We start from the raw sequence: 24,010 nt of genomic DNA, 5'->3' as shown, positions 1-24,010 counted from the left end.
AGGGAAGCGGCCCAATCATGATCATGGACGGTAGGAACGCCGGTGCCGGCGAGAGAGACGAGGCGGCTTCGCTCAAGGCTGGAACGGGGCTTCTCACCCGCCGGTCGTTCCTGGCCGGTTCGGCCGCCGGTCTCGGCGCGCTGGGACTGGCCGGCTGCATGTCATCCGACGGCATGAGCCATGCCGAGGCCGCGAAGCTCTACGGGCCGGTGCCCGACGAAAAATTCCCGATCCCGGCGATCGACGTCAGCAAGGTCGATCCCAAATACTTCCGCCGGACCGTCCGCTACGACACCAAGGAGGCGCCCGGGACGATCATCGTCGATCCCGGCAACTACTACGTCTACCGCGTCGAGGAAGACGGAAACGCCACCCGCTACGGAGCCAATGTCGGCCGCGACGGGTTCCGCTGGAGCGGGGACGCCTATGTGGGACGCAAGAGCGAATGGGCGACCTGGACCCCGCCCGCGGCGATGATCAAGCGCCAGCCCGAGGCGGCCAAATGGGCCCGCGGCATGCCGGGCGGCCTCGACAACCCGCTCGGCGCCCGCACGCTTCATCTCTACCAGAACGGCGCCTACACGCTCTACACGATCTATGCCAGCCTCGACGCGGAATCGATCGGCAACGGCATCACCAGCGGCTGCGTCGGCCTTCTCACGCAGGACATGATGCACCTGTACGACCGAACCCCGGTCAAGACGAAGGTGATCGTCCTGCCGGCTTAAGGCATCGGACCCAAAAGTGGACTTGCACTTTTGGGATCTATCCGATGCTTCGCTTCAGGTACGCCCTGCGTTCGTTTGCGACATGATGGTCCTCAGGCAGCGAGCAGGCCGTGCCAGCGCGTGTCTCGCGACGACGGGCGGCGGTGCAGACGACGGTCGAGCAACTCGCGGGCCTTCGCGGTCTCGCCGCTGCGCATGAGTGCCAGCAGCAGCATGTCCTCGATCATCTCACGCTGAGCGCCGCTGCCGCCGATGCGCACGACCTCGGCGGCGACCGGCGCGAGAGTGCGCACGCAGGCTGCGTAGTCCTCGTCCGCGAAGGCAAGCGCCGCGCGGCAGATCGCCGGCACCACCGGCCCCGCCGGCAAGGCTCCGGTATCGATCAACTCCATCTGAGCCTTCACACGTGCTTCGACTGCGGCCTTGTCGCCTGTCGCCGCCGCAATGAGAGCCATGTGCACGTCGGCAAAGGCGAAGCCGGCCTTCTGGAAGTAGCCTTCCGAGTAGGCCGCCGCGTCCTGCCACAAACCTGCCGGCACATTGTGGCCGTAAGCCTTCAGCCGCCACAGGAAGGAAGCGGTATCGCTGACCACGTTGACCGGCATCCCGGCCGTCACCGACGGCTGGATGTGTTCGGCGTAGATCGAAAGCGCCTGCTCCGGATCGCCGCGCTCCAGGGCGCCCAGCGCCGAGTGCCAGGCGATGTGGCCGTGAAGGATTCCGCTGCGGTCGTAGCGCGGGAGCCAGCTCTCGATCAGCCGCTCTGCCTCATCGTGCGCACCGCCCTCGTACAGGGCGTGCGAGAGCGCATGCGCCGCGTTGGCGTTCTCGGTCCGCAGATCGTAGCCACGCTGGGTGAGTGCACGGCCGTGCGCCACGTTGCCGTTCTCGGCATGCGCCCAGCCGCGGTAGGTCAGGAACCACCAGTCATTGTCATCGAAGTGCCGGGCATGGCGCTCGCAGAGATCCACGCGCGCCTGGTCATGGTCCGCCATGCCGGAGAAGGCGAAGAGCCCGAAGGCGCCGAGCGGCAGCGACAGGATGAGAACATCCCGCGGCCAGACCTCGGCATGCGCGAGCGCCCGCTCCAGCGCCTTGGCGGAGTTGCCGTTGATGGCCAACGACAGGATCTCCACATGGCTGCGCTCGCGCTCCGTGCCGCGCCGGGCGACGATCTCCTCCGCCGTGGCAATCCGTGCCTTGGCCTTGGCCACCTCCGTGCGGATCACGTGCAGGCGGGCCCGCGCGGCATGGGCGAGGGCGAAGTCCGGGTCGGCCGCGATGGCCTCGTCCAGGACCTCGGCAACGCCGGGCCAGGCCGAGAGGAGCAGGTCGACGCCCTCCCGGTAGCGTTCGACCGCGCGGTCGGAGGCTGTCGAGAGGGGCAGGCCACGGCTGTCGAGGCGGGTCATGACAGGGTCCTCGGTCTAAGGATCGGACGCGCATCGGCGCATGTTTCAGGCATCTATACGCACCTTCCTTTTGTCCGTATTTTGACAGCCGGCCATTCTGTATCGAATAACCGCCAAACTGGAGATCGGCATGACATGGCAAAGGATTCAGGCACCCCCCGGCCTCGACCCGCCCAGACCGGTCACCGTGCGGGCGCAGACGATCCCGGCACGCCACGTCTTTCCAGACCATGCCCATGACTGGAACCAGGTGGTGTACGCGATCTCCGGCGTTCTCACGGTCACGGTTGAGGGGCACTCCCTCGTGATCTCGCCGGAGCAGGCCGTCTGGCTGCCGACGGGCTTAAGGCACCGGGTCGGATCCCTGCTCGGAGCGGAATTCCGCAGCCTCTGGATCGCCAACGAGGTGGGTCGTGGCCTTCCGCAGAACCCGACCGTGTTCGCCGTCACGCCGCTGCTGAACGCGCTCATCGTCGAGGTGACCGCGCTCGACGGGGAAGAGGATGCGGACGGCTATGCCGGCCGCGTGACGGGCCTGATCCTGGACCAGCTCCGGCGGGCGAAAGCCCTCTTGGGCGCGCTCCCGTGGCCGCGTGGGGGCTCGTCCCTGACGGCGTTGTGCGAGGCGCTCTATGCGGATCCGGCCGACCCGCGTGGGCCGGAGGCGTGGAGCCGGGAGCTTGGGATGTCGGAACGGACGCTCGCCCGCCGCTTCGAGGCCGAGACAGGCATGAGCCTGCGCTCCTGGCGCCGGCGTCTGCGGCTGTTCAAGGCCATCGAACTCATGGGCGGTGGCCTGGACGTGACCCGCACGGCCCTGGAACTCGGCTACGGCTCGACCTCGGCGTTCGTGTATGCGTTCCGCACCGAGATGGGATGCAGCCCCCAGGCCTATATGCGCGGACGTAGGGCGGATATGCGGCACGGTTGATCTGCCGCGGCGGGGGGCGTACGAGGTCCTGATCGCGACCAGCCATCCGGCGGCTCACGGGCTGAGCCGGTTGAAGGCCTTTGCAAGGGACCCCCTCATGAAGAAGATCGGTTTTCTTTCGTTCGGACATTGGTCGCCTGCACCCGGATCGCAGACCCGGTCCGCCCGCGACACCCTCCTTCAGTCCATCGACCTTGCGGTGGCGGCCGAGGAGCTCGGCGCGGACGGGGCGTATTTTCGCGTACACCATTTCGCGCGCCAGCTCGCCTCGCCGTTTCCGCTGCTGGCGGCCATAGGGGCGAAGACGAACCGTATCGAGATCGGCACCGCCGTCATCGACATGCGCTACGAGAACCCGCTCTACATGGCCGAGGATGCGGGGTCGGCCGATCTGATCAGCGCTGGGCGCCTCCAGCTCGGCATCAGCCGCGGCTCGCCCGAGCAGGTGATCGACGGCTGGCGCTATTTCGGCTACGCGCCGGAGGAGGGGCTGAGCGATGCCGACATGGCCCGCCAGCACACGGAGGTGTTTCTCCGCGTCCTCAGCGGCGAGGGATTTGCCCAGCCGAACCCGCGCCCGATGTTCCCCAACCCGCCCGGCCTGCTCCGCCTGGAGCCGCATTCGGAAGGCCTGCGCGAGCGCATCTGGTGGGGTTCCGCGTCCAACGCCACGGCCATGTGGGCCGCGCAGCAGGGCATGAACCTCCAGAGCTCGACCCTGAAGGAGGACGAGACGGGCGAGCCCTTCCATGTCCAGCAGGCCAAACAGATCCGCCGCTACCGGGAGGCCTGGAAGGAGGCTGGTCACAAGCGCGAACCGCGCGTCTCCGTCTCGCGCTCCATCTTCGCCCTCGTGGACGAGCGCGACCGCACCTATTTCGGACGCGGCAAGGAGGGCGACCAGATCGGCATCATCGACAACATGCGCGCGATCTTCGGCCGCTCCTATGCGGCGGAGCCGGACAGGCTGGTTGAGGAACTGAAAGCCGACGAGGCGATCGCGGAGGCCGATACGCTGCTTCTGACCGTGCCGAACCAGCTCGGCGTCGCCTACAACGCCCACGTGATCGAGGCCATCCTGAAGCATGTCGCTCCGGCCATGGGCTGGCGGTGAGGATCGGTTCGAGGTTCAGGCGCGCCACCGGGTCGGTAGGGGCCGGCACTCGTACTTCCCTCGCGATGTTCCATGAAGAACGTCACGATCCTGAAGTACCGGAGCTTATGGGGACATTCTGGCTGGAAAGTACAACGATCGGAGCCCTGGGCCGCTCTGTCTTCATTTCAAAAGAAACGCCCCGCCAGACAGAGCCAGCAGGGCGTTCCTGTTCGTGATCTCGACATAGGTTAGATGATGAGGAAATCCTTTTCGGTCATCTTCAGGTGCTTGGACAGCTTGGCGAATGCAATCTGTCCCTGTCCGCCCACGCCATCCGCATCGTAGTACAGCATGCCCTTCTTGGCATTGTAGATGATGCGGTCCTCCTTGTCCGCCGCCTTGGCTCCGATGTGGAAGGCATCTGCCTTCAGCCAGCCGCGGCTGCCCACACCCTTGAAGATTGCATTCTCCAGCCAGATCGTATCGGGTCCGACATTGAAGTTCGTGAGCGTGTCGACCTCACCTTTGCCGAGCCGCGTGTTGAACACGATTGCGTCACGCCCGTAATTGTCGTCGATCACGTCGGCACCAAGCCCGCCATAGATGACGTCATTGCCTGAGCCACCGGTGAGCCTGTCATTGCCTTCGCCGCCAATCACAGTGTCGTTGCCGCTCTCGCCTGCCAGGATGTCATTGCCGGTGCCGCCATCAACACGATCGTTGTTGGACCCGCCATAGAGCCGATCACGACCGGCGCCGCCGCTCAAGCGGTCCTGGCCGCTGCCGCCTGAGAGATGATCGTCACCATCTCGGCCGGAGATCCGGTCATTGCCACTGCCGCCTTGCAGAAGATTGTTTCCCGCACTGCCGGTCAGGGTATTGTCGAGTGCGTTTCCGCGCGCACGCGCATTGCCGCCGGTGAAGGTAACGTTTTCGATGTTGCCCGGCAGTGCCACTGTTCCTGACCCACCGTACAACACATGATCCACTTCGCCCGTCCCCAGCGCCGCTGTCAGCTGCGACGGATCCGTGATGGTAATGTTCACTCCACCCTTTGCATTGGGCGTGATGATAGGACCTGCAGGCTTGTCGAGGAAGACGCTGAAGTTGAAGGTTGTGCCGTCCCCAATGCCCGCGAAGTTGTTGCCGGCAGAGTCCTTGAGAACCCCGGCGGATGCCGTGAGATAATAATGGCCGCTCCCGGTGCTGAGCGGGTTCGTGGGATCGATCGTGAGAACATTGCCCGAGATCGCAAGACGGCTGCTGCTCGCCGCATCGAAACTCTCGATGATGGCGCCGGTGCTGTCATGCAGCTTGATCGTGCCGTTGCCTCTATGAACCGCCTCTGAGAAGGTCAGCACTAGATTGGCCGTGGGAGCCACGTTCACAGCGTCGTCGGCAGGGCTGGTTTGCACAAGCGTCGGAGCAGCGACGTCAATGAACACGGTGAGGCCAGCGGATGCCGGCGATCTGTTGCCTGCTGCATCCGTCACCCTTGCGATGAGGGTGTGGCTGCCGGCGGCAAGAGGCGACGTCGTGATTGACCAAGCGCCTCCGGTTGCAACTCCGCTGCCAATTTCCGTGAGGCCATCGGTGTCATAGAGCCTGATGGTGGCACCGGATTCGGCCGTGCCGTTCAGGGTCAGCGCCGTGTTGTTTGTCAGGTTGTCTGAGTTGGAGTTTCCGCTGTCGCTGCTGGCGGCGAGATCCGGTGCAGACGGCACGCCCGGCGCCAACGTGTCGAAGTGCAGCGACGGCATTGCGCCAGCCGTTCCGACATTGCCTGCCAGGTCGGCATAGGCACCCGCATTTACGGTGATGCTGGCCGTGCCATTGTTCGTGCCGGCGGCAGGGGTGAAGGTTGCGGTGCGGGTGAGGCCTGAGCCCGACATGGCCGACAGCGTACCGCCAGTGACGACAACGTCACCCGCGCTGCCATCCCAGGTGAAGTTCGCGCCCGGATCTTCGGTGAACGTGAAGGTGATAGTGGCCGTCTCGCCCGCTTGCAACTGCGAGGCGCTGCTGTTGATGGTCACGCTTGGGGCGACAGTATCGAGCGTGTAGTTCCAGGTGCCCACCGGACCATTGCTGTTGATCGCGTCTGTCACGCGCACCTGAAGCGTATGGGCGCCTGCGGCCAGTGTGGTGTTCAGCGACCAACTGGAATCGCCTGTCGCGGCGGTGGCGGCCGTCCAGGTGCTGCCGTTATCGAACGAGACCTCCACGCGCTCACCTGCGGCGAGATTGGCGCTCAAGCCCCCAGAGATGGTCTGCCCGGCGACGCGGGTGATCAGGTCCGTGGCGGACGCACCGGTATCGGACGAGAAGGAGACACCTGTCACTTCAGTGACGGTGGCCTGAGTCTTGATCTCCACTGCAAGGGCGGGCGAAGCAGGGCTCTGGTTGCCGGCGAGGTCGGTCACCCTGGCGGTGATGCTGTGCATGCCATCGGTCAGGGGAGTGCTGGTGATGCTCCATGTGCCGCCGGTCGCGACAGCCGAACCGATGACCACCGCGCCGTCGTACAGGGTGACAGTGGCGCCGGCTTCCGCATTGCCGGTGAACGTTGGTGTCGTATCGCTGGTGACGTCGTCGTCATCGGCGCGGCCGGTGTCCGATGAGGCATCCAGATCGGGACGGGGCGGAGCCGCCGGCGCGGTGGTGTCGACCGTCCAGCTGTAGGTTGCCGGAGACGGGTCGACATTGCCAGCCGCATCAACGGCACGGATCGCGATCGTATGATTGCCATCGGCGAGCCCGGAGAAACTCAGGGGGCTTGAGGCATTTACAAACGAAGAGCCGTCGAAACTCACCTGGTATCCCACATCGCTCTCATTCGACGAGAAGGTGAATGTTCCCGACGATGAATTCGACAGGCTGGGCGGGCCGGACAGGATGGTGGTTTCGGGAGCCAGTTGATCGACCGTATAGACTTGCCCTGCGGAAAAGCCGCCAGCGATCAGGTTTCCGGCGGCATCGCTGATGCCGGTACCGCCAGAATTCAGTCGGATTTGAGCCGTTCCGTTGCCGGAACCCAGAGAGACGGTCACTGTGTATGTCGAGCCGCTTCCGGTGACCTGAGAGATGAAAGCGCCGCTGAGACCGCTGGTGACAAGAGTGAAGTCGCTGGCATCGACTCCCGACACACCTTCCGAGAAGGTGACGGTGTAATTGACCAGGCTTGAGCCTGTCGGGGAGGGATTGGACCGATTGATGCTGGCGACAAACGGTGCGGTGTTGTCGAAGGTGATAACGTTGTCGGCCACCGAGATCCGGCTGGCCGCGCCATTCACCGTGATCCAATACGCAAGTCCATCGACCGTATAGTTGAGGATATTGCCGGTAAGGCTTGCGGCCTGCAATGTGCCGCTCAACAGAGTGATGGTCTCACCATCCTGAATATCGGTGATGGTATCGCCCGCCAGCGTCTGAGCGGTTCCCTGGAACCGGTCCAGGCCTCCGCCGCCGGTCAGCGTGTCGAAGTTCAAGCCGCCGAGCAGATAATCGCGATAGTTGCCTCCGAGTAATGAAACTCGTCCTGTGTGTTGAGAAAAATCAAAGTAATATCCAGCATTCCCGAGCTGGGCCCACGGAAGGGATCCGAATGGTACGGGCTGTTCAAGGAACAGTTCTACGTAGTCTCCAAAATCAGTTCCATATACGAGGAGGCCAGAGTCATTGAAGATTTGGACATTTACTTCGAGGGGGTAAGCATAATTGGCCGTCTCGCCGCTGTGGAGATATAGGTAATCCCACTGCAAGGGATTGTAATCTCCGTATCGTGTCGCCCGTAATTGCGCCATGCCCGCCCCCGTGTGCTTCGCAGCACTTCAACTGCCGTTGTTTCCCTATGGGAAGGGGATAGCACATTTTCCTAGGAGGGGAATGACCGTTCGCCTTATGGGGCGCTACCCAGCGCCGCAAGTTTCAGCCGGAACACTCAATTTTCAGCACTGTGTCCTGCCGGCGACGCTCTCTCCCGCTCGCCGAGGGGACAGCGCAGACAGCCTCAACCTCCAAGCCGTTCACTGCGCCCAGCAATAGCCGAAGGCGCAACCGGAAATCGCGACCTTCTGCGAGACGGCGAAGGGGTTCGTGTCATCGAGGGTGATGCGGGCCAGCCGGGAGCGGTCGCGCGGGCGGAACATGTTCTGGAACTCCGCAGGCAGCGCATCGGCAACCGTCAGGATGGCGTCGATCCGCCCCTTCGCCGACAATGCTCCACCTCTCACGTTCACCGGCATGCCTTCGGAAATGTCGAACAGGTAGTCGTCGGGCAGGTAGGCGAGGATATAGGATCGGCCACCATTGATCTGCATCAGCTCGTCGCCGAACTTCATGATCTGTCCCGGTATCGGCACCTTCGCGCCGACGATGCCCGGTACGCCGGCCCGCAGATAGCCGTCGTCGTAGATGCCGTTGAGCTTGCCGATGGCTTCGCGGAAGATGGCGCGTGACTGCCGGAGAAGCTTCAGCTCGTTTTCGGTGGACAGCTTCTCGCTCTGCATCTGCGCCACCCGTTCGGCGGCCTGCAGGCTGTTGCGCAGGGCGTCGTCCTTGGACAGCGACGACACGATGCCCTTGCTCATCACGGTGTCGAACTGGGTCGCCGTCACCATGGTCTCGCGCGCCGTGCGCAGCGCCAGCGGCGAAACCGCCTCGAAGGCCGTCAGCCTGCCGCTGAGCTGGCCCTCGCGGATGGAAAGCTCGCTGTCACGCAGGGCAAAGTTGGCGAGCTCCTGCACCATCTCGAAGGATTCCAGCCGCAGCAGCGGCGTTCCGGCCTCGACCCGGTCTCCTTCCTTGACATAGACGTCCACCACCTTGCCCGGATAGCTTGCGCCGACGGAGTAGCGGTCGTTGAGCACCGTGCCGTCGATGGACAGCACGACCATGCCGCCGGCCAGGTAATAGGCGAGGGAGCCCAGGAAGAGAACGACCAGCCCAAGGTAAGTCAGTCGGCCGAGCCTGCCGGATGACGAGCGCTGTTGAGCATCAAGCAGGTCGATGCGAGGGTGTTTGCGGAGGCGCTTCACGTGATGTTCCGTTCTACCAGGGGCGTTGCATGCGGACTTTGGCCGGGGTGTAGTTGTCGCGGTGAGAGCCGGAGAACGCCCATTCGTCGATATAGGCGATCAGCCTGACGGGCCGCATGACATAGGTCATGAACAGGGAGTATCCCGGCACGAAGAGAATGTTTCGCAGGAAGATGTGACGGCCCGTGCTCCAGGCCGAAGCCGCCAGGATGAGCACGTCAATGGCCATGATCCCGATCTGCATCGCAACGAGGATGGCAGGCGCGAACGAGCCGTACTGCACGAAGAGCAAGGCTACATAGACCGGGAGGATGAGCGCGCCGATCACGTTGAACAGGATGAAGTCCCATTGATGGATCGCTTCGCCCAGGCGGAAATCGGGAGAAAACGGGTTCATCAGCTTGGGGTGCTTGCGGAAGCGGATCCAGATGGCGTCGCGCTCCCAGCGCAGGCGCTGGCGGATATACTGGTACACCGTCTCAGGAACATCCGTGTAGCACACGGCCTCGGGCGCGTAGGCGACCTGCCAGCCCTTGAGGCGCAGCCGGATGGTCATGTCGAGATCCTCGCCGCCGCCGACATCGAAGCCGCCGATGTCATCGAGCGCCGTGCGCCGGAACGCCCCGAAGGCACCGGACACGCAGACGACCTGATTCAACGCGTCGGCGATGCGCTTGCCGATGGAGATCGACTGCAGATACTCGATTTCCTGAAACTGCGTGATGACGCTCGCATGGCTGTTTCGGGGCGCGATGTCGCCGGAAACGGCGCCGATGCGCGGATCGGCGAACGGCTCGATCAGACGCTCGATGGCATAGCGGTCGAACGAGCAGTCGCAATCCACGTTGATGATGATCTCGCCGGTCGTGTAGGCGCAGGCCAGATTGATCCCGCTGGACTTGCCGCCCCTGAGATCCGTGGAAAAGACGCGGGTCGCGAGGCCGCGCTTCACGAGGTCCCGCGCCCGCTGCGACATGCGGTCGGTCGATCCGTCGCTGACGATGACGATCTCGAAGCCCGATATCGACTGCTCGTGCAGGGACCGCACGCAGGCCTCGAGAGACTCCTCCTCGTTGTGGCCCACCAGGATGATGCTGACGCTCGGCCGCGACGCTGCCTCCGATTCCGCAGGAACAGCCTCCATGTCGGGCGAGCGCATGGTGAGGCCTGCCACCATGAAAGGCATCATGTAGCGGGGGAACTCGAAGAGCAGGGTGTACCAGAAGACCGACAGGATGCTGAGGATCGACTGGCTCAGAAGGAGGGCGAAGCCGACCTCAAGCGTGTTCACGGCGCGGGGCTCCCGAAACGCTGGGCAATCGTCAGCTGCGCCCCGAGCCTGTGCCGAAGGAGTTCCTCCGCACGGGCGACAACCGCGCGGATTTCGCGCTCCAGGTCGTCATCGAACCGCTCCGCCAGAATATAGGCCGCGTCCGCGCCCACATGCAGCGAGGCAGCGCCTCCGAGTCTGTTGCGCACATCCTCGAAAAACAGATCGCTTGCTCGCTCGAACGCCGAGCGCCCGTGGCCGGCGATCAGCGCCTCCTTTTCGGAGAAGCGGATTTCGGCCACCGCCGCCTGCGCATTGATCGTCCCTTGAACCCGCGCGATCTCGCGCTGGAGCGACACCGGAAGCGTCGTGGCGAGGGCCGTGGTGCTCCCCCCGAGGAAGGCGATACATCCATCCGTCAGGGTGTAGCTGTAGAGATCGACCCGCTCGGCCCCTTCGCCATCCATGCGCGCATTGCAGTCGAGGCACACGAAGCCGACCTCCAGCTCGGACGAGCAGGTGTCGCAGGTGTTGCAGACATAGGCGTTGCCGGGCCGGTCGTAATCCTTGCCGTAATTGCGCATCTGGCGCTTGCACTTCGGGCAGACCAGGGCCGGGCCCTGGCGGAACTGCTCTTCCGGCAGCAGGGCCGCGCAGTGGAAGTGATGGATCAGCGACGTCTCGCGCAGATCCGCCGAGCGGCACGACGGGCATTCCTCGCGCACGCTGAGCCGGCGCGAGCGGCACGTCCTGCATTCATGCAGCCGGTCGAAGAAGGTCTTCTTGAGAAAGCCGCGCAGAACGAGCCGCTCGGCGATCTCGACCACCGTGCCGGCCGACATGAAGCCGGGATAGCACACGGCTTCCGGAGTCAGCGGGTAGCGCATGCCGCGCAGCTGGCGTCCGGACACGTACATATGCGCGAGAAGCTGAAGATCGGGATCCACCGTATGGCGGTATTGCGGTGCGAGGGTCTCGCGCCTCTGCCGGAACTTGATGATGCGGCGCGCCGTCTCGGTCCAGGTGCGCGGTTCCATCAGGTCGAAGTGAGCGTCGGCGAATTCTCCCGCGCGTCCTCCGAGATCGATCATCGGAACCTGGAGCCCGCCCGCGAAGTCGCGGATGTTGTGCAGAGGCGCGGAGCGCCGCTCGTCGGAGAACAGGATGACGTCGATGTCGTCGCCATCCGCGGGCTCGAACAGAAGGCTGAAAACCTCGTCAAGATAGACGGGGATGCGCGGAAACCAGCGGGCCTGCGGCTTCCAGTTCAGGCCGGCCTCGCGCCAGACCTCGAGAACCTGGTTGGCGAGCTGCTCGGGGGACGAGATCACCCCACCCAAGGAGAGGGCTGACCGGGCAAGGAGTGATGTCATGATAAAAACTCAGGTGTCGTTACAAAGAATCCGGCGGCCACGATGTGATCGCGCTGCCTGCAAATGTTCTATGAAGATGTTGTTGTGTAACAATCCGGATTTGCACCGGTATGGCGGAGCGGCATCATGCCTTTGAGGCAACACTCTCGGTTGCGTTGCTCAAACCGTCATACATATCATCAGAACAATTGTTCCTTTAATCCTATGCCCGAGTCAAAGCGAAGTTGATTTGACATAGATCATATTCACGTTGTCGTTAATTAAAGAACTCGATGCTGTATGTTACTTCATTTCTATGATGCGACGAGCAGCTCGCCGGGGAAGACCCGCGCCTCGAGACTTTCTGTTCGCCAGTATCGCGCCGAGGCAGCGAGAGCATTCGCCATCGCCTGTGCTGCACTCGGGATGTCTGGTTCAGTGTTTCTCAGGAGAGATTCTTCGGCTTCGTGAGATCGCGCTTTGGCGGAACGATCATCTGGCTCATAAAGAGATGCAGAGCCCTGCGCACAGCGATGGCGGGCGGTTCGGACGGATGCCATTCCGGGAAGTGGCCGTCGATGGCCATGCGGGCCAAGCCATAGACATAGGCGCGGGCGGCCAGAATGAGGTGGTCCAGGTCAACGTCCGGGGCAAGCTGACCTTGATGTTGGGCTCGGGTCAACAATTCAACCATTGTCTCACGAATGGCTCCGTTCTGGTCACGCAGACTAGAGGATTCGTCGAAGTCGATCAGCGTGCGGGAACTGATGATCTGGAAATGCGTGGGATTGGCCAGCGCCCATTCGAGATAGCCCTGGCCGATCGCTTCGAACGCCGCTGCGGGATCAGCGCTGTCGACGTCCGACACGGCTCTGGCGACTGATGCCGTGAGTCGATCCATCGCCTGTTCGGCGACAGCCGTCAGGAGCGCCGTCTTCGATCGGAAGTGCCGGAACGGCGCTCCGGGCGAAACGCCCGCGCGCTTTGCCACCTCGCGCACGGACAGTTGCTCGACCCCGCGTTCCTCGATGAGTTCGACAGTCGCCGCAATAAGCGCCTCGACCAGGTTGCCATGGTGATAGGGCTTGGGCTGCTCGCCTGCCTTCGTGACGGATTTCTTGGCCATTTCTGATCGATAGCACGCTTCGATGTAATCAGCGATTATTTTGTTGACTCGGTCTTTCCCGAATGTAATCAGTGATTACACCGCAGATGGAGACCCACATGTTTCGTTCCGCCTCGATGATCGGCCTTGCTCTCCTGGCATCGCCGATCGGGCTCGCCCGAGCCGAAGATCGGCCCACCTTGGAGATCGTCTGGCCGCGACCTGACACAGCCGTTGACCTCGGGAACGATCCTGAAAAGGCGATCGGCGTCGTGGTGAGGAGCAACTTCACACTGCTGCCCGCAGGCCAGTGCGGCACGAACCGCCAATGCGGCCATGTGCATATGAAGATCGATCCGGACGGCGATACGTGCAACATCCCAGGCAGACCATACAACAGCATGAACAGCGACTTCGGGGGCGACCTCATCAAGGCCCGCTTCGGCCATTGCCCAAAAACTGCCGGCCGGCACGTGATTGGCGTCCTTCTTGCCGACGATCACCACAAGCCCGTTCTCGTGGACGGCAAGCCGGTGACTGCCCTGGTGACCGTCACGACGAAGTGAGCCAATGGGGCGCCGTGTCGGAAAGACTCAACGGTCACGGCCCTAGAGCATCGAACGCGAAAGATGACACCGGTCTTACGTGAGAAGATGCGTCAAACCAAAAAACTTAAAGCATCGGACGTGAGTTCGGATTCACATCGGATGCTTTAGCCCAGCGCTCCGTATGGCGAGGGCCGACCTCGTCCCAATCACTCCTGTGTTTGATTTTGGCGGTCGCCTCAGGTGCGGCTGCAAGGATATCCGATGAACATTGCTCTCGATGACGATCCCGAAAAGTTAACTGTGCTGGTGACAGGCATTGGCGGATTTCTCGCTGGCCACATTGCTTTGCAATTGCTTGAGCAAGGGTATCGGGTTCGGGGCAGCCTGCGGCACATCGACAAGAGCGATGCGATACGCAGCGAACTTGGATCCCATACTCATAGGGATGTTGCGGAGAATCTCAGTTTTGTGCAGGCCGATCTTGACAGCGATGATGGCTGGGCTGCGGCTGTCAAGGATTGCCGATATGTCATTCATACGGCGTCGCCCTTTCCCCCAGGGTTTCCCGAGAATGAGCGTGAGCTGATCCGGACAGCCCATGATGGTGCGTTGCGAGTGCTCCGCACAGCGCACCAGGCGCGGGTGAAGCGCGTCGTGATGACATCGTCGGTGGCGGCCACGAACCATGGCGACGGCCAGGCGCCTTATACCGAGGACAACTGGACCGACCCGGAAAGCCCCCGTGCGACTCCCTATTACAAATCGAAGACACTCACCGAGTGGGCTGCCTGGAGCTTTGCGCGGGACGTCGGGCTCGACCTTGCCGTCATCAATCCCAGCGTGATCCTTGGGCCTTTGCTCAGCACGAAGATTGGGACATCCGTGGGCTTGATTCATCACCTGATGTCAGGGCACTTCGACGGCATCCCGCGTTTTGGCTTCTCCGTTGTGGATGTACGCGATGCTGCGGATGCCCACATCCGGGCAATGACAGTTCCAGCGGCTGGCGGCCAACGCTTCATTGTCGGCGGCGGGTTTTTCTGGCTCAAGGATTTGGTGGCCGTTCTTGCACGCTCCTTTCCCCACCATGCGTCCCGGCTGCCGATCCGTGAAGTTCCCGATGACGTCGTCAGAGATATGGCGAAGTCCGATCCCAACGCACGAACGATCGTTCACGAACTCGGTCGGGATCTGAGCGTCAGCGCAGCAAAGGCGAGGCGGATCCTGAACTGGAGCTCACGACCGGACGAGGAGTGTATCCGGGCCAGTGCACAAAGCCTCATCGACTTAGGCTTGGTGCCCGCCGTGAGGCCTGACCAGCACGCTTGACCCGCCGATTTCAACAGCGATCAATCGATCTTTTTTCCATCACGGAGAACACACATGACAATCCCGACCACCGACGCGTTCTCACCGACCGGCGACGCCGAAAATCTGCGGGAAACGGAACGTGCCAGGCTTCGCGCCCTGGTCAGCGCTGATATCGATCAGGCAAAACGCTTTCATGCTCCGGACTTCCAGCTGATAACGCCAATCGGCGTGGCTCTTTCAAAGCAGGACTATATGGGTGCCATCGCCTCCGGGCAGCTCAAGTACCTGACATGGCAGCCAGGCGACATCGCCGTGCGGCTCTACGACGGGGTCGCGGTTCTTCGATATCGCGCTCAGCTCGAAGTCGTCTTCGGCGGGCACAAAGTTCCCCTCAGTGACTACTGGCACACCGACACTTATGAAGATCGTGATGGACATTGGATGGTCGTCTGGTCGCAAGCCACGGCCATCCGGTAGTTGAGATCCTCTTGGCGCGCCATCTGCTACGACAGCTCTAAACACCGTCATCATATCATCAGACGGACTTGCTCAAGGTGCAGAACAAGGAGGAGCGGCAGACCGCGAAAAGCCTTTGCTGGGAGCCTGATCGAGCGTCGCGTCGCCAAGTGCGACTTCGCGAGTTTACTTCAAATCCCCGCCCCATTCTCGAACGTCCAGCGATAGCGCTCATCGTATTCCTTCTCCTCGCGCTCGATGCGCTCCAGATGGGCCACGAGCTCGGCGCGCAGCTCGTGGAGGCTGCGGCGGGGCTGGTTGTCGATCTCGTATTGCCCTGGCGGTAGAGGCGGGTGGACGTGCTTGTCCATCTCGCCGAGTGTCCGGGTGAGGCGGGCGAGGGGCTGGAGGGCGCGGTGGGCGTGGGCGATGGGCTGGTGCTCCAGTTCCTCCGCATGGCGTTCGGCGAGGCGCCAGAGCTTTTCCGTGATCTCCTGGCGCCGCTCGCCCGAAACAGGGCGAGGCGCTTTGCGCCGGCGCTCCGGCTCCGGGTGGCGCTTCCCTTTGCGGGTGGGCGTGGCCGCGCCGGGCGGACGCCTCCAGCCGCCTTCCGTGGCATAGCGCGACAGGGTGGAGGCCGAGACGCCCAGCGTCGCCCCGAGACGCTTGAAGGAGACAGTGGAGCCCTCCACCCATTCGCGCAGCTCGGCGATCCGCTCCGGGCTGAGCTTGTCGCGCAGGCTGGACGGGGCCGAGGGGCCGGGCGGGAGAGGGGCGGAGGCGGGGTCAGAATCCGTCATGGCGATCGCTTCTTCATAATCGACGAGTACAAAACAAGAACAAGATAATGTTCAGAGAGAAACCGTCAAGGTTGGCTACACCGTCATTCATCCCTGGAAGCGTCCAGGCTTGGCGGATTGTCATTCCCGGCCGGAGATGGCGCAGCCATCGGAGGGGAAGGGAATCCACTCACGGGCTCGGCGTCATGGATCCTCTTCCCGGTCCTGCGGACTGCCGGGGTTGACAAGGGCCGGACGGGCTCCTGCCTAGTCTCAGCAGCATTGCCGCGCTTACACCTGCGCCGTACACTCATCCAGGGGCGCGGAGGATTGTCCGATGCCGAACGAGCCGGGTCTGTGGGGCGCAGGCGAATCTTACGAACGCTACATGGGCCGCTGGAGCCGGGAGGTCGCGCCGCGTTTCGTGGACTGGCTCGCGCCGGGACCCGGCGGGGCTTGCGTCGATATCGGCTGCGGCACCGGGATCGTGACCTCCGCCCTGCTGGAGAGGGCCGCGCCGGCGCGGATCGTCGGGATCGACAGCGCGCCGGGCTTTCTCGAACTGGCGCGGACTCGGGTGTCCGATCCACGGGCGGCGTTCAAAGAGGGCAATGCGCTGGCGCTGCCGGAGGCCGACGATGCCTTCGACTTCGCGGTCTCGGGGCTCGTGCTGAACTTCCTGCCCGACAAGGCGGCGGCGCTGGCCGAGATGGCCCGGGTGGTGCGGCCCGGCGGCCTCGTGGGGCTCTATGTCTGGGATTATGCCGGGCACATGCAGATCATGCGCCACTTCTTCGACGTGGCGGCAGCCCTCGACCCGCGCGCGCTCGACTTCGACGACGGGGTGAAGGCGCCGGTCTGCCGGCCCGGTCCGCTGCGGGAGCTTTTGGCTGGCGCCGGCCTCGAGGGCGTGGAGGTGCGGGCCATCGACATCGCGGCCGCCTTCGAGAGTTTTGAGGATTACTGGACGCCCTTCCTCGGCGGCACCGGCTCCGCGCCGAAATACTGCATGTCGCTCACCGAGCCGGCCCGGGAGGAGCTGCGCGAGCGGCTCCGTGCCCGGCTGCCGACGGGGCCGGACGGGGAGATCCTGCTGGCGGTGCGGGCCTGGGCGGCGAAGGGGCGGGTGGCCGGGTAGGAACGGCCGTTTCAAGCCGTTCCAGAAGAGTTTCAAGGCCTTGGCGGGCGTTCCAAGCCGTTCCAAGGCCGTTCCAGGAGCATTCCAAAGGGCGTTCCAAGGGCGTTCCAGGGCGAAGCGCCGTTTCGGGTTCTCTCATCACCGTTTCAAGGGCAAATGATCAGATATCATCATTTGTCGTGATGGCTCATCGGGCGTATTCGGGTGGTCCCAAGAGGACCACACTGCCATGAGTCACGCCACCGCCGCCATGCCCGCGCAGAATCCGAGCCGGATCGACGGTTCCACCCTGGGCCTTTACGCCGCCACCGTTTTCCTGTGGGGCGTGAGCTGGATCGGCATCCGGGCGCAGCTCGGGGTGGTGGCGCCGGAGATGTCGGTGCTGTGGCGCTTCCTGCTGGCGGCCGTGCTCATGTGGGCCTGGGTGCTCGCCACCGGCCACAAAGTGCGCTTCGCGCTGAGCGACCACCTGCGCTTTGCCGCCGTGGGCTGCTGCCTGTTCTCGTTCAACTTCATCTCGTTCTATTACGGCGGTTTGAGCATCCCGTCCGGCCTGCTCTCGGTGGTGTTCTCGCTCGCGTCCGTGTTCAATCTCGTGCTCGGTTTCGTTATCTTCCGGCAGCGGCCTGAGGCCCGGGTGGCGGCGGGCGGCGTGATCGGGGTGCTGGGAATCGTGTTCCTGTTCTGGCCGGAGATCACGGGCGCGGGCTTCAATGCGGCGGCGCTCCAGGGGCTGGCGCTCTGCGTGATGGGCACCCTGTTCTTCTGCTCGGGCAACATGATCTCGACCATCGTGCAGCGCCGGGGCGTGCCGCTGCTCTCCGCCACCGCCTGGGGGATGACCTATGGCTGTGCGGTGCTGCTGGCGCTGAATCTCTTGCGCGGCAACGAATTCATCATCGAGCCGACGGTGAAGTATGTGGGCTCGCTCGTCTATCTCGCGGTCGGCGCCTCGGTGCTGGCCTTCATGTCGTACCTCACCCTGCTGCGGCGGCTCGGGGCCGCGCGGGCGGGTTACGCCACGGTGCTGTTTCCCATCGTGGCGCTCACGGTCTCGACCCTGATCGAGGGCTATGTGTGGACGCCGCTCGCCGTCATCGGTGTCGTGCTGGCGCTTGTGGGCAATGTGCTCGTGCTGCGGCGGCCCTCGAAAGCCTGATCACTCGGCAGCGATCGGCTGCACCGTGCGGGTGGAGCCGAGATTGTCGAGCGACTGCTTGATGTGGAAGCCGAGCGCATCCGCCAGCGGGTTCTCCTCGCTGCGGGCGCGGATGAGGCCGATCTTGCACGAGGGCAGGGCCGGGAAGCCGTCGGACGGCCCGAGGATCCGCATGCCGGGGCGCACGGCGCTCTCCGGCAGCACGGAGACCGCCAGTCCCGCCAGCACGGCCGCGCCGACAGCCGTCGAATGCCAGCTCACATAGGCGATGCGGAACGCGCGGTCGGCGGCCTCCAGGGCTTCGGTCGCCGAGTGGCGCCAGCCGCAGTTGGGGCGCCCCAGCGCCAGCGGGACCGGGCTCTCCTCGTGCACCCCGTGGCGCGAGGACGTTACCCATAAAAGCTGCTCGATGCGCACGATCTCGGACGGGCCGCGCCGGTCCACATGGGTGATGATCGCCAGATCGAGATCGCCGTGCTGGATGCGCTCGATCAGGTTGTGCGTCGGCTCGCACATCACCGTCACCTCGGCCTTCGGGTTGGAGCGCGAAAAGCGCGCCAGGATCTCCGGCAGGTAGCGGTCGGCGTAATCGTCCGGCAGGCCGAGGCGCACGCGGCCCGTGAGCTCGTTGTCGTTGAAGGACGCCATGCATTCGGTGTTCAGCCGCACGATCCGGCGGGCGTAGTCGAGCAGGCGCTCGCCCTCATCGGTGAGCTTCGACAGGCGCCCGTCGCGCTCGAAGATCGCCTTGCCGACCCGGTCTTCCAGCCGCTTCATCTGCATGGACACCGCGCTCTGCGTCTTGTGCACGATCTCCGCCGCGCGGGTGAACGAGCCGGTATCGGCAATGGCGACGAACGTTCTGAGCTGGTCAATGTCGAGCAGGTGCATGGCGCAAACCTCATCATCAATCACATTGATGATACATATCTCAAACAATCGTTTCAAGTGATGAAAGAGATCTGGTAAAACCTGTCACATGAAATTGAAAGACAAGCACAATCAAAGGCTTAGCTGAGAGCTTCCTGGCAGTCGCTCTCAGAAAGTCATTGGCAGGTGACAGGAAGATTACCACCCATCTTCCAAAACCAATGAATCAAGAGTGAGAGCAAGGAAACCAGCGATGACCAAGTCGATAGCAACCAGAATGATCTTCGCTGACATGACCGCTCTGGTGCAGGTCGTCCGTTCGCTGACGAATCTTGCCAAAGCTCTGAGGCATCGCCGCGAGATCAGGCACCTTGCCGAGCTGGATGAGCGGATGCTCAAGGATATCGGGCTCACCCCGAGTGATGTGTCGAGTGCTTTGTTGGAGCCGCTTCTGCGCAATCCGTCGTGGGTGTTGATTCGAAGTGCAGAGCGACATTCCCGAAGCGAGAAGGTCGATCACTCGGCAAGGCCTGCTCGACCGGTCGTTCCGTTCGTGACGCCGGCGAAGCGCTGCGCCTAAGACTTCTTGTCGTCGGCCTTGCTGACGTCGGAAAAAATCGACTGGAGGGACGCGAGATACTGCATCTGCATCTCGCGCCCTTTTTCCATCATCTCGTCGAGCGATGGGGACGAGGATGGCGGTTCCGGTTTCGGCGGCTCCGCCGGCGGAGGCATCTGGAAGAAACCTGCGACCATCTCCTCGAAGGGGTTGGCCGGCTTCTTCTCGGGCGAGGCGGCCTTCATCCAGTTCGTCCAGAGATCAGCCCATGGATTGGCTGCTGCTGAAGAGGCCTGCTGACTATCTTTCGACTGGGCGAAATTCTGAAAGGCCTGCGCGTGGGCCATCATCCAGTGGGACGTGCCGCCCGCCAGGATTCCGGCGAGCACCGGCAACAATTGCTGCATGGTGTCGGCACTAATGCCGGCATAGCTCGCCGCCTGGTGCGCCACGCGTCGGCTGACCTCATCGGAGCCGAAGATCTGGTCGAGCAGCTGTCGGCCTTCCTGCTGCGCCTGGGGCGTGAAGGGATTGCCGGCCGCCTGCCAGAAATTCTGATAGGCTCCTCCCATCAAGGATTGAAGCACACGGGCCGGATCGCTCGACGCCATGGCGTGCTGGAGCCCCATGGCGAAGGCCGGCATGAAGGCCGCCATGGTCCGCTGCGGCTGGTCGCCGGAAAGCCCGAACTGCCGTGCGAGGGCATCCAGGGCTGCACTGGTCTGCGCTTGGCGCATCAGATCGAACCAGTTGAACATTGCAGCCTCCTCGCCAAAACGTCCGCACCTGATGGTCAGGTGGACGGAGCAGCTTGCCTCTCAATGCGTCGGATTGTCCAGAACGCCGTGATGATCGCTGCAATGCCGAAGGCGACGGAGCCGAGGCCGATCCCCACGAGGGCTCCCTTCGGGCCCGCCATCTGAGCGCCGAAATAAGCGAACGGAATCATGCCGAGCGTCGCGCGTCCCCAGTTGAAGAAGGTCGAGAGCAGGGGATAGCCGAGATTGTTGAACGAGGCGTTCGACACCAGGACGAGCCCGATGAAGAGCCAGATAAAGCCGCTGAGCTGGCAGAAGAACTGCACGAGCTCGGCCGTCTCCTCAGGGGCATTGAAGGCCCGCGTCAGCGGAACCTGCACGAGGAACAGGATCAGCCAGACGCAGCCCACATAGACCACGGTGAGGGTGAGCGCATCCTTCAGGATCTGCTTCATACGGTCGTAACGCTGCGCGCCCCAGTTCTGCCCCAGCACCGGACCGATCGCGGCGGCGAGCGCGAACAGTCCGGCGAAGGCCACCGGCGTGACTCGGTCGATGATGGCGGAGGCTGCGATGATCTGGTCTCCGAACCGGGCGATGACACCTGTGAAGAAGGCATTCGCCGCAGGAGCCGCGATGTTGGTCAGGATGGCTGGAATCGCGATGGCCAGGAAGGGGCGCGCATCGTGCCGCATTCCTTTCCAGGTAGGGAGGGCGAGCAGGTTATGGATGCGCGTCACATACCGGAAGCTGATATAGACCGTGACAAACCGCGCAATGCTGATTGTCAACGCTGCGCCGTTCGATTGCATGTCGAGTCCGAAAATCAGGATCGGGTCGAGAAAGACTGTGACGACTGCAATGGACAATGTGGCGTACATGGCCCGCTTGGCGTCGCCAACCGCGCGCAACACAGTGGACAATCCCATGCCGAACGCCATCACGGCATTGGTCGGCAAGGCGATCCAGAGAAAGCTCAGGGCAACGTCGTAGGTCCGGTCATGCCCGCCCAGTGCTTTCAGGATGATGGGCAGCATGAGCAGAACGAGCAAGCTGATCGCAGCGGCGATCGCCGTCATGAGGATGCAGCACGAGGTTGCCAGACGCCGCGCATCGTCTGGCCGGCGCGCCCCGAGAGCGCGCGAGACGAGCGCTCCGATGGGGATCATCAGGCCTACATTGATCGAGATCGTGAAGAACATCACCACGGTGGCGAGGCCGACGCCAGCTGTCATGCTCGGATCGTTGAGCCATGAGATGTAGAGGAGCGACACCAGATCGACGATGAAGATCGCGACAAGCCCGGCCGCTCCCGTTCCCGTCATGACAAGCACATGACGCATGGTCGAGCCGACGACAAAGCGCGGCGTGTCGGCCTTCCGGCCCAGTTCTTCCGTCGAAGGACTTGCGTCCATCAGATGACCCCTTCGCCGAGGATGTCCCGTGTCTCAGGGCTGAGGGCTCTCGCCTTGCCGGCGGGAGCCGTGAGTGGCTCGGGGGTAATCTTGGAACCCACCACGAGTTCCGCTCCACCCATCGCGCCGACCTCCTTTTGGAGGACAAGGCGGGCAATGTCGCGCTTGCGGACATCGTTGGCCGCTTGGGCGGCCATTTCAGGATCCGTCCCGAGTTCCTCCAGGGCAGCGCGCCCGAATACGATGGCGGATTCGAAGACCTCGCGAATCTGATAATCGACATCGCGGTTCATGAGCTCAATCGCATGAATGCGGTCGTAGGCGCGCACGAAGCTGCGGGCGTTCTGGAAGTTCTCATGAATGATCTCGATGATCTTCATCATCGCTTCCTGATCGTCGATGCAGACGCAGATCATTTCGGCTTTTTCGGCGCCTGCTGCGCGCAGCACGTCGAGGCGGGTCCCGTCGCCGTAATAGACCTGAAGGCCGAAGCGTCCGGCATCCCGGATGCGCTCCACATCCCTGTCGATCACCGTTGCCTGAATGCCCTGTGCCAGCAAAACCTGGTTGACGATCTGCCCGAACCGGCCGAATCCGATCACGAGCACACGGCTCTCGAGTTCGCCTTCGGGAACATTCAGCCCATGCAGGTCAGGCTCGTCTGCGCTCCCGACATGGTTCTTGAGAAGCCTCTCGACGAGTGTGGACAGGAGCGGTCCCAACAGCATGGTGATGGCGGCCAGCGCGGTCAGCGGCTGCGCCTCGGCGGGCGACATGATGCCGAGGCCTGCCGCGACCGGGATCAGCACGAACGCGAATTCGCCGGCCGTGCACAGGATCGTGCCCGAGCGCAGACCATCGCGCCAGCTGGCGCCGAACAGCCGCGACAGGACCGCGATGATGAGGGTCTTTCCTAGGAGAACGACCGGCGCTGCAAGGGCGAGCATCACCCATTGCTCCCGGACGAGGGCAAGGTCGATCGACATGCCCACGCTCATGAAGAAGAGGCCCAGCAGCATGCCGCGGAAGGGCTCGATATCGGCCTCCAGCTGGTGCCGGAAATTGGACTCGGCGAGCAGCAGCCCTGCCAGGAAGGCGCCCATGGCCATGGACAGACCGATCTCCTGCATGAGAAGGGCTGCACCGAGCACCACAAGCAGCGCCGATGCGGTCATCACTTCGCGGGCGCCGCTGCGGGCGAGGATTCGGAAGAAGGGATTGAGCCCGTAACGGCCGATCAGAACGACGACAGCGATCCCGAGGAGTGCCTCGCTGACCGCCAGAAGGCTGTCGGCCAGCGAGCCTTGGTCTCCAACCTGAGTCGCGAGCAGCGGCAGAATGGCCAGGAGGGGAACGACGGACAGGTCCTGAAACAGCAGGATCGCGAAGGAGCGCTGGCCATAGGGCGTCGGCAGATCGTTGCGTTCCCCCAGCATCTGGAGAGCGATGGCGGTTGCCGAGAGCGCGACGGCAACCCCGGTGACGAAGGAGGCCGGTGGTGAGAAACCGAGGGCCATGGCCGCAGTGCCGAGGAGAAACGCCGTGATGGCCAGCTGGGCGAAACCGAGCCCGAAGATGTCGCGCTTCATCTCCCAGAGATGCGAGAGCTTGAGCTCGAGCCCGATGATGAAGAGCAGGAGCACCACCCCAAGCTCTGCCACCGTGGCGATCGTCTGCGGATCCTCCACCAGGCTCAGGCCCGATGGCCCGATGGCGACACCTGCCGCGAGATAGCCGAGCACTGCGCTCAATCCCAAGAGCCGAAACACCGGCACGGCCACGACCGCCGCGCCGCAGAAGGTTAGGATGGGTGGAAGAAAGCTGACGTGGGACGCGGTGGATGCCATGGGGATCAGGGAAGGTGAGAGGCTGCTGCACCGTTGTAGGGATTCTTGGGCGGAGGCGCGAGCGATTCTTGAGGACCATGCGGGGCATCCGGCGCTCCGAGTGCGCCTTGTCACATCCAGCCACTGCGACAGGTGAGGTTCTGTCCCTCTCCCGCCTGCGAGAGAGGATGTCCCGGTGTCATCCTCAGGCCAAGCCGGAGGCGAGGGAAGGGGATCCATAATGCTGAGGGTGCGGGTGGA

20 protein-coding genes are annotated in these 24,010 nt (G+C 63.3%); 9 read left to right on the top strand and 11 right to left on the bottom strand.

The window, feature by feature from the left end; genetic code table 11:
• Positions 1–17: 17 nt before the first annotated feature.
• Positions 18–728 (top strand): L,D-transpeptidase, encoded by a 711-nt coding sequence (locus FHR70_RS09870; RefSeq protein ID WP_183449563.1) that lies wholly within the window; start codon positions 18–20, stop codon positions 726–728.
• Between the two features lie 92 nt (positions 729–820).
• On the opposite strand, the gene FHR70_RS09865 is transcribed toward FHR70_RS09870, so the two are convergent.
• Positions 821–2,140: a tetratricopeptide repeat protein gene (locus tag FHR70_RS09865; protein ID WP_183449561.1), complete on the bottom strand. Its 1,320-nt coding sequence runs from the start codon at positions 2,138–2,140 to the stop codon at positions 821–823.
• 130 nt (positions 2,141–2,270) lie between these two features.
• Between FHR70_RS09865 and FHR70_RS09860 the strand changes: the two genes are divergently transcribed.
• Both FHR70_RS09860 and FHR70_RS09855 read left to right on the top strand, forming a co-directional pair.
• The gene (locus FHR70_RS09860) at positions 2,271–3,071 is read left to right on the top strand and encodes an AraC family transcriptional regulator (protein ID WP_183449559.1); all 801 of its coding nucleotides are present in this window, start codon (positions 2,271–2,273) and stop codon (positions 3,069–3,071) included.
• A gap of 97 nt (positions 3,072–3,168) precedes the next feature.
• Complete coding sequence (locus FHR70_RS09855; RefSeq protein WP_183449557.1) at positions 3,169–4,185, top strand: LLM class flavin-dependent oxidoreductase; 1,017 nt, start codon at positions 3,169–3,171, stop codon at positions 4,183–4,185.
• 230 nt (positions 4,186–4,415) lie between these two features.
• On the opposite strand, the gene FHR70_RS09850 is transcribed toward FHR70_RS09855, so the two are convergent.
• From FHR70_RS09850 to FHR70_RS09830, 5 genes are all read right to left on the bottom strand, one after another.
• Positions 4,416–7,655: an Ig-like domain-containing protein gene (locus FHR70_RS09850; protein WP_183449555.1), complete on the bottom strand. Its 3,240-nt coding sequence runs from the start codon at positions 7,653–7,655 to the stop codon at positions 4,416–4,418.
• A 537-nt stretch (positions 7,656–8,192) separates the two neighbouring features.
• On the bottom strand, positions 8,193–9,203 hold the full coding sequence (locus tag FHR70_RS09845) for an HlyD family secretion protein (protein ID WP_183449552.1): 1,011 nt from the start codon (positions 9,201–9,203) through the stop codon (positions 8,193–8,195).
• Between the two features lie 13 nt (positions 9,204–9,216).
• Positions 9,217–10,494 (bottom strand): glycosyltransferase, encoded by a 1,278-nt coding sequence (locus FHR70_RS09840; RefSeq protein WP_183449551.1) that lies wholly within the window; start codon positions 10,492–10,494, stop codon positions 9,217–9,219.
• Positions 10,491–11,846 carry a TackOD1 domain-containing metal-binding protein gene (locus FHR70_RS09835; protein ID WP_183449549.1) on the bottom strand — a complete coding sequence of 452 codons (1,356 nt, stop codon included), beginning with the start codon at positions 11,844–11,846 and terminating at the stop codon, positions 10,491–10,493. Before FHR70_RS09835 ends, FHR70_RS09840 begins: the two co-directional genes overlap by 4 nt.
• A gap of 424 nt (positions 11,847–12,270) precedes the next feature.
• A complete protein-coding gene (locus FHR70_RS09830; protein WP_183449547.1) occupies positions 12,271–12,951 on the bottom strand; it encodes a TetR/AcrR family transcriptional regulator in 681 nt (226 codons plus the stop codon).
• Positions 12,952–13,049: 98 nt separating this feature from the next.
• On the opposite strand from FHR70_RS09830, the gene FHR70_RS09825 reads away from it, so the two are divergent.
• The 3 genes from FHR70_RS09825 to FHR70_RS09815 all read left to right on the top strand — a co-directional run bounded on the left by FHR70_RS09825 (position 13,050) and on the right by FHR70_RS09815 (position 15,266).
• Entirely contained in the window at positions 13,050–13,496 is a 447-nt protein-coding gene (locus FHR70_RS09825) for a hypothetical protein (RefSeq protein WP_183449545.1), read from the top strand.
• A gap of 243 nt (positions 13,497–13,739) precedes the next feature.
• Entirely contained in the window at positions 13,740–14,807 is a 1,068-nt protein-coding gene (locus FHR70_RS09820) for an SDR family oxidoreductase (protein ID WP_183449543.1), read from the top strand.
• A gap of 54 nt (positions 14,808–14,861) precedes the next feature.
• Positions 14,862–15,266: a nuclear transport factor 2 family protein gene (locus FHR70_RS09815; protein ID WP_183449541.1), complete on the top strand. Its 405-nt coding sequence runs from the start codon at positions 14,862–14,864 to the stop codon at positions 15,264–15,266.
• Between the two features lie 170 nt (positions 15,267–15,436).
• On the opposite strand, the gene FHR70_RS09810 is transcribed toward FHR70_RS09815, so the two are convergent.
• Positions 15,437–16,045 (bottom strand): hypothetical protein, encoded by a 609-nt coding sequence (locus FHR70_RS09810; RefSeq protein WP_183449539.1) that lies wholly within the window; start codon positions 16,043–16,045, stop codon positions 15,437–15,439.
• A 316-nt stretch (positions 16,046–16,361) separates the two neighbouring features.
• On the opposite strand from FHR70_RS09810, the gene FHR70_RS09805 reads away from it, so the two are divergent.
• The gene (locus tag FHR70_RS09805; protein ID WP_183449537.1) at positions 16,362–17,162 is read left to right on the top strand and encodes a class I SAM-dependent methyltransferase; all 801 of its coding nucleotides are present in this window, start codon (positions 16,362–16,364) and stop codon (positions 17,160–17,162) included.
• A gap of 229 nt (positions 17,163–17,391) precedes the next feature.
• Complete coding sequence (locus tag FHR70_RS09800) at positions 17,392–18,321, top strand: DMT family transporter (RefSeq protein ID WP_183449535.1); 930 nt, start codon at positions 17,392–17,394, stop codon at positions 18,319–18,321.
• Here FHR70_RS09800 and FHR70_RS09795 read toward each other — a convergent pair whose 3' ends face one another.
• Positions 18,322–19,212 (bottom strand): LysR substrate-binding domain-containing protein, encoded by an 891-nt coding sequence (locus tag FHR70_RS09795; protein WP_183449533.1) that lies wholly within the window; start codon positions 19,210–19,212, stop codon positions 18,322–18,324.
• Between the two features lie 271 nt (positions 19,213–19,483).
• Here FHR70_RS09795 and FHR70_RS09790 point away from each other — a divergent pair, with 271 nt between their 5' ends.
• The gene (locus FHR70_RS09790; RefSeq protein ID WP_246407995.1) at positions 19,484–19,771 is read left to right on the top strand and encodes a DUF1127 domain-containing protein; all 288 of its coding nucleotides are present in this window, start codon (positions 19,484–19,486) and stop codon (positions 19,769–19,771) included.
• On the opposite strand, the gene FHR70_RS09785 is transcribed toward FHR70_RS09790, so the two are convergent.
• The 3 genes from FHR70_RS09785 to FHR70_RS09775 are packed head-to-tail and all read right to left on the bottom strand — an operon-like array spanning position 19,768 to position 23,770.
• A complete protein-coding gene (locus tag FHR70_RS09785; protein ID WP_183449529.1) occupies positions 19,768–20,508 on the bottom strand; it encodes a DUF937 domain-containing protein in 741 nt (246 codons plus the stop codon). The two genes, FHR70_RS09790 and FHR70_RS09785, sit on opposite strands and share 4 nt — an antisense overlap.
• A gap of 35 nt (positions 20,509–20,543) precedes the next feature.
• Entirely contained in the window at positions 20,544–21,923 is a 1,380-nt protein-coding gene (locus FHR70_RS09780; RefSeq protein ID WP_183449527.1) for an MATE family efflux transporter, read from the bottom strand.
• On the bottom strand, positions 21,923–23,770 hold the full coding sequence (locus FHR70_RS09775) for a monovalent cation:proton antiporter-2 (CPA2) family protein (RefSeq protein ID WP_183449525.1): 1,848 nt from the start codon (positions 23,768–23,770) through the stop codon (positions 21,923–21,925). Before FHR70_RS09775 ends, FHR70_RS09780 begins: the two co-directional genes overlap by 1 nt.
• Positions 23,771–24,010 lie beyond the last annotated feature (240 nt).

Origin of the sequence: Microvirga lupini (genome assembly GCF_014191055.1) — a bacterium.
Classification (GTDB): Bacteria; Pseudomonadota; Alphaproteobacteria; order Rhizobiales; family Beijerinckiaceae; genus Microvirga; species Microvirga lupini_A.
The sequence above is the reverse complement of the archived record's forward strand: the minus strand, read 5'-3'. Positions and strand labels throughout refer to the sequence as shown.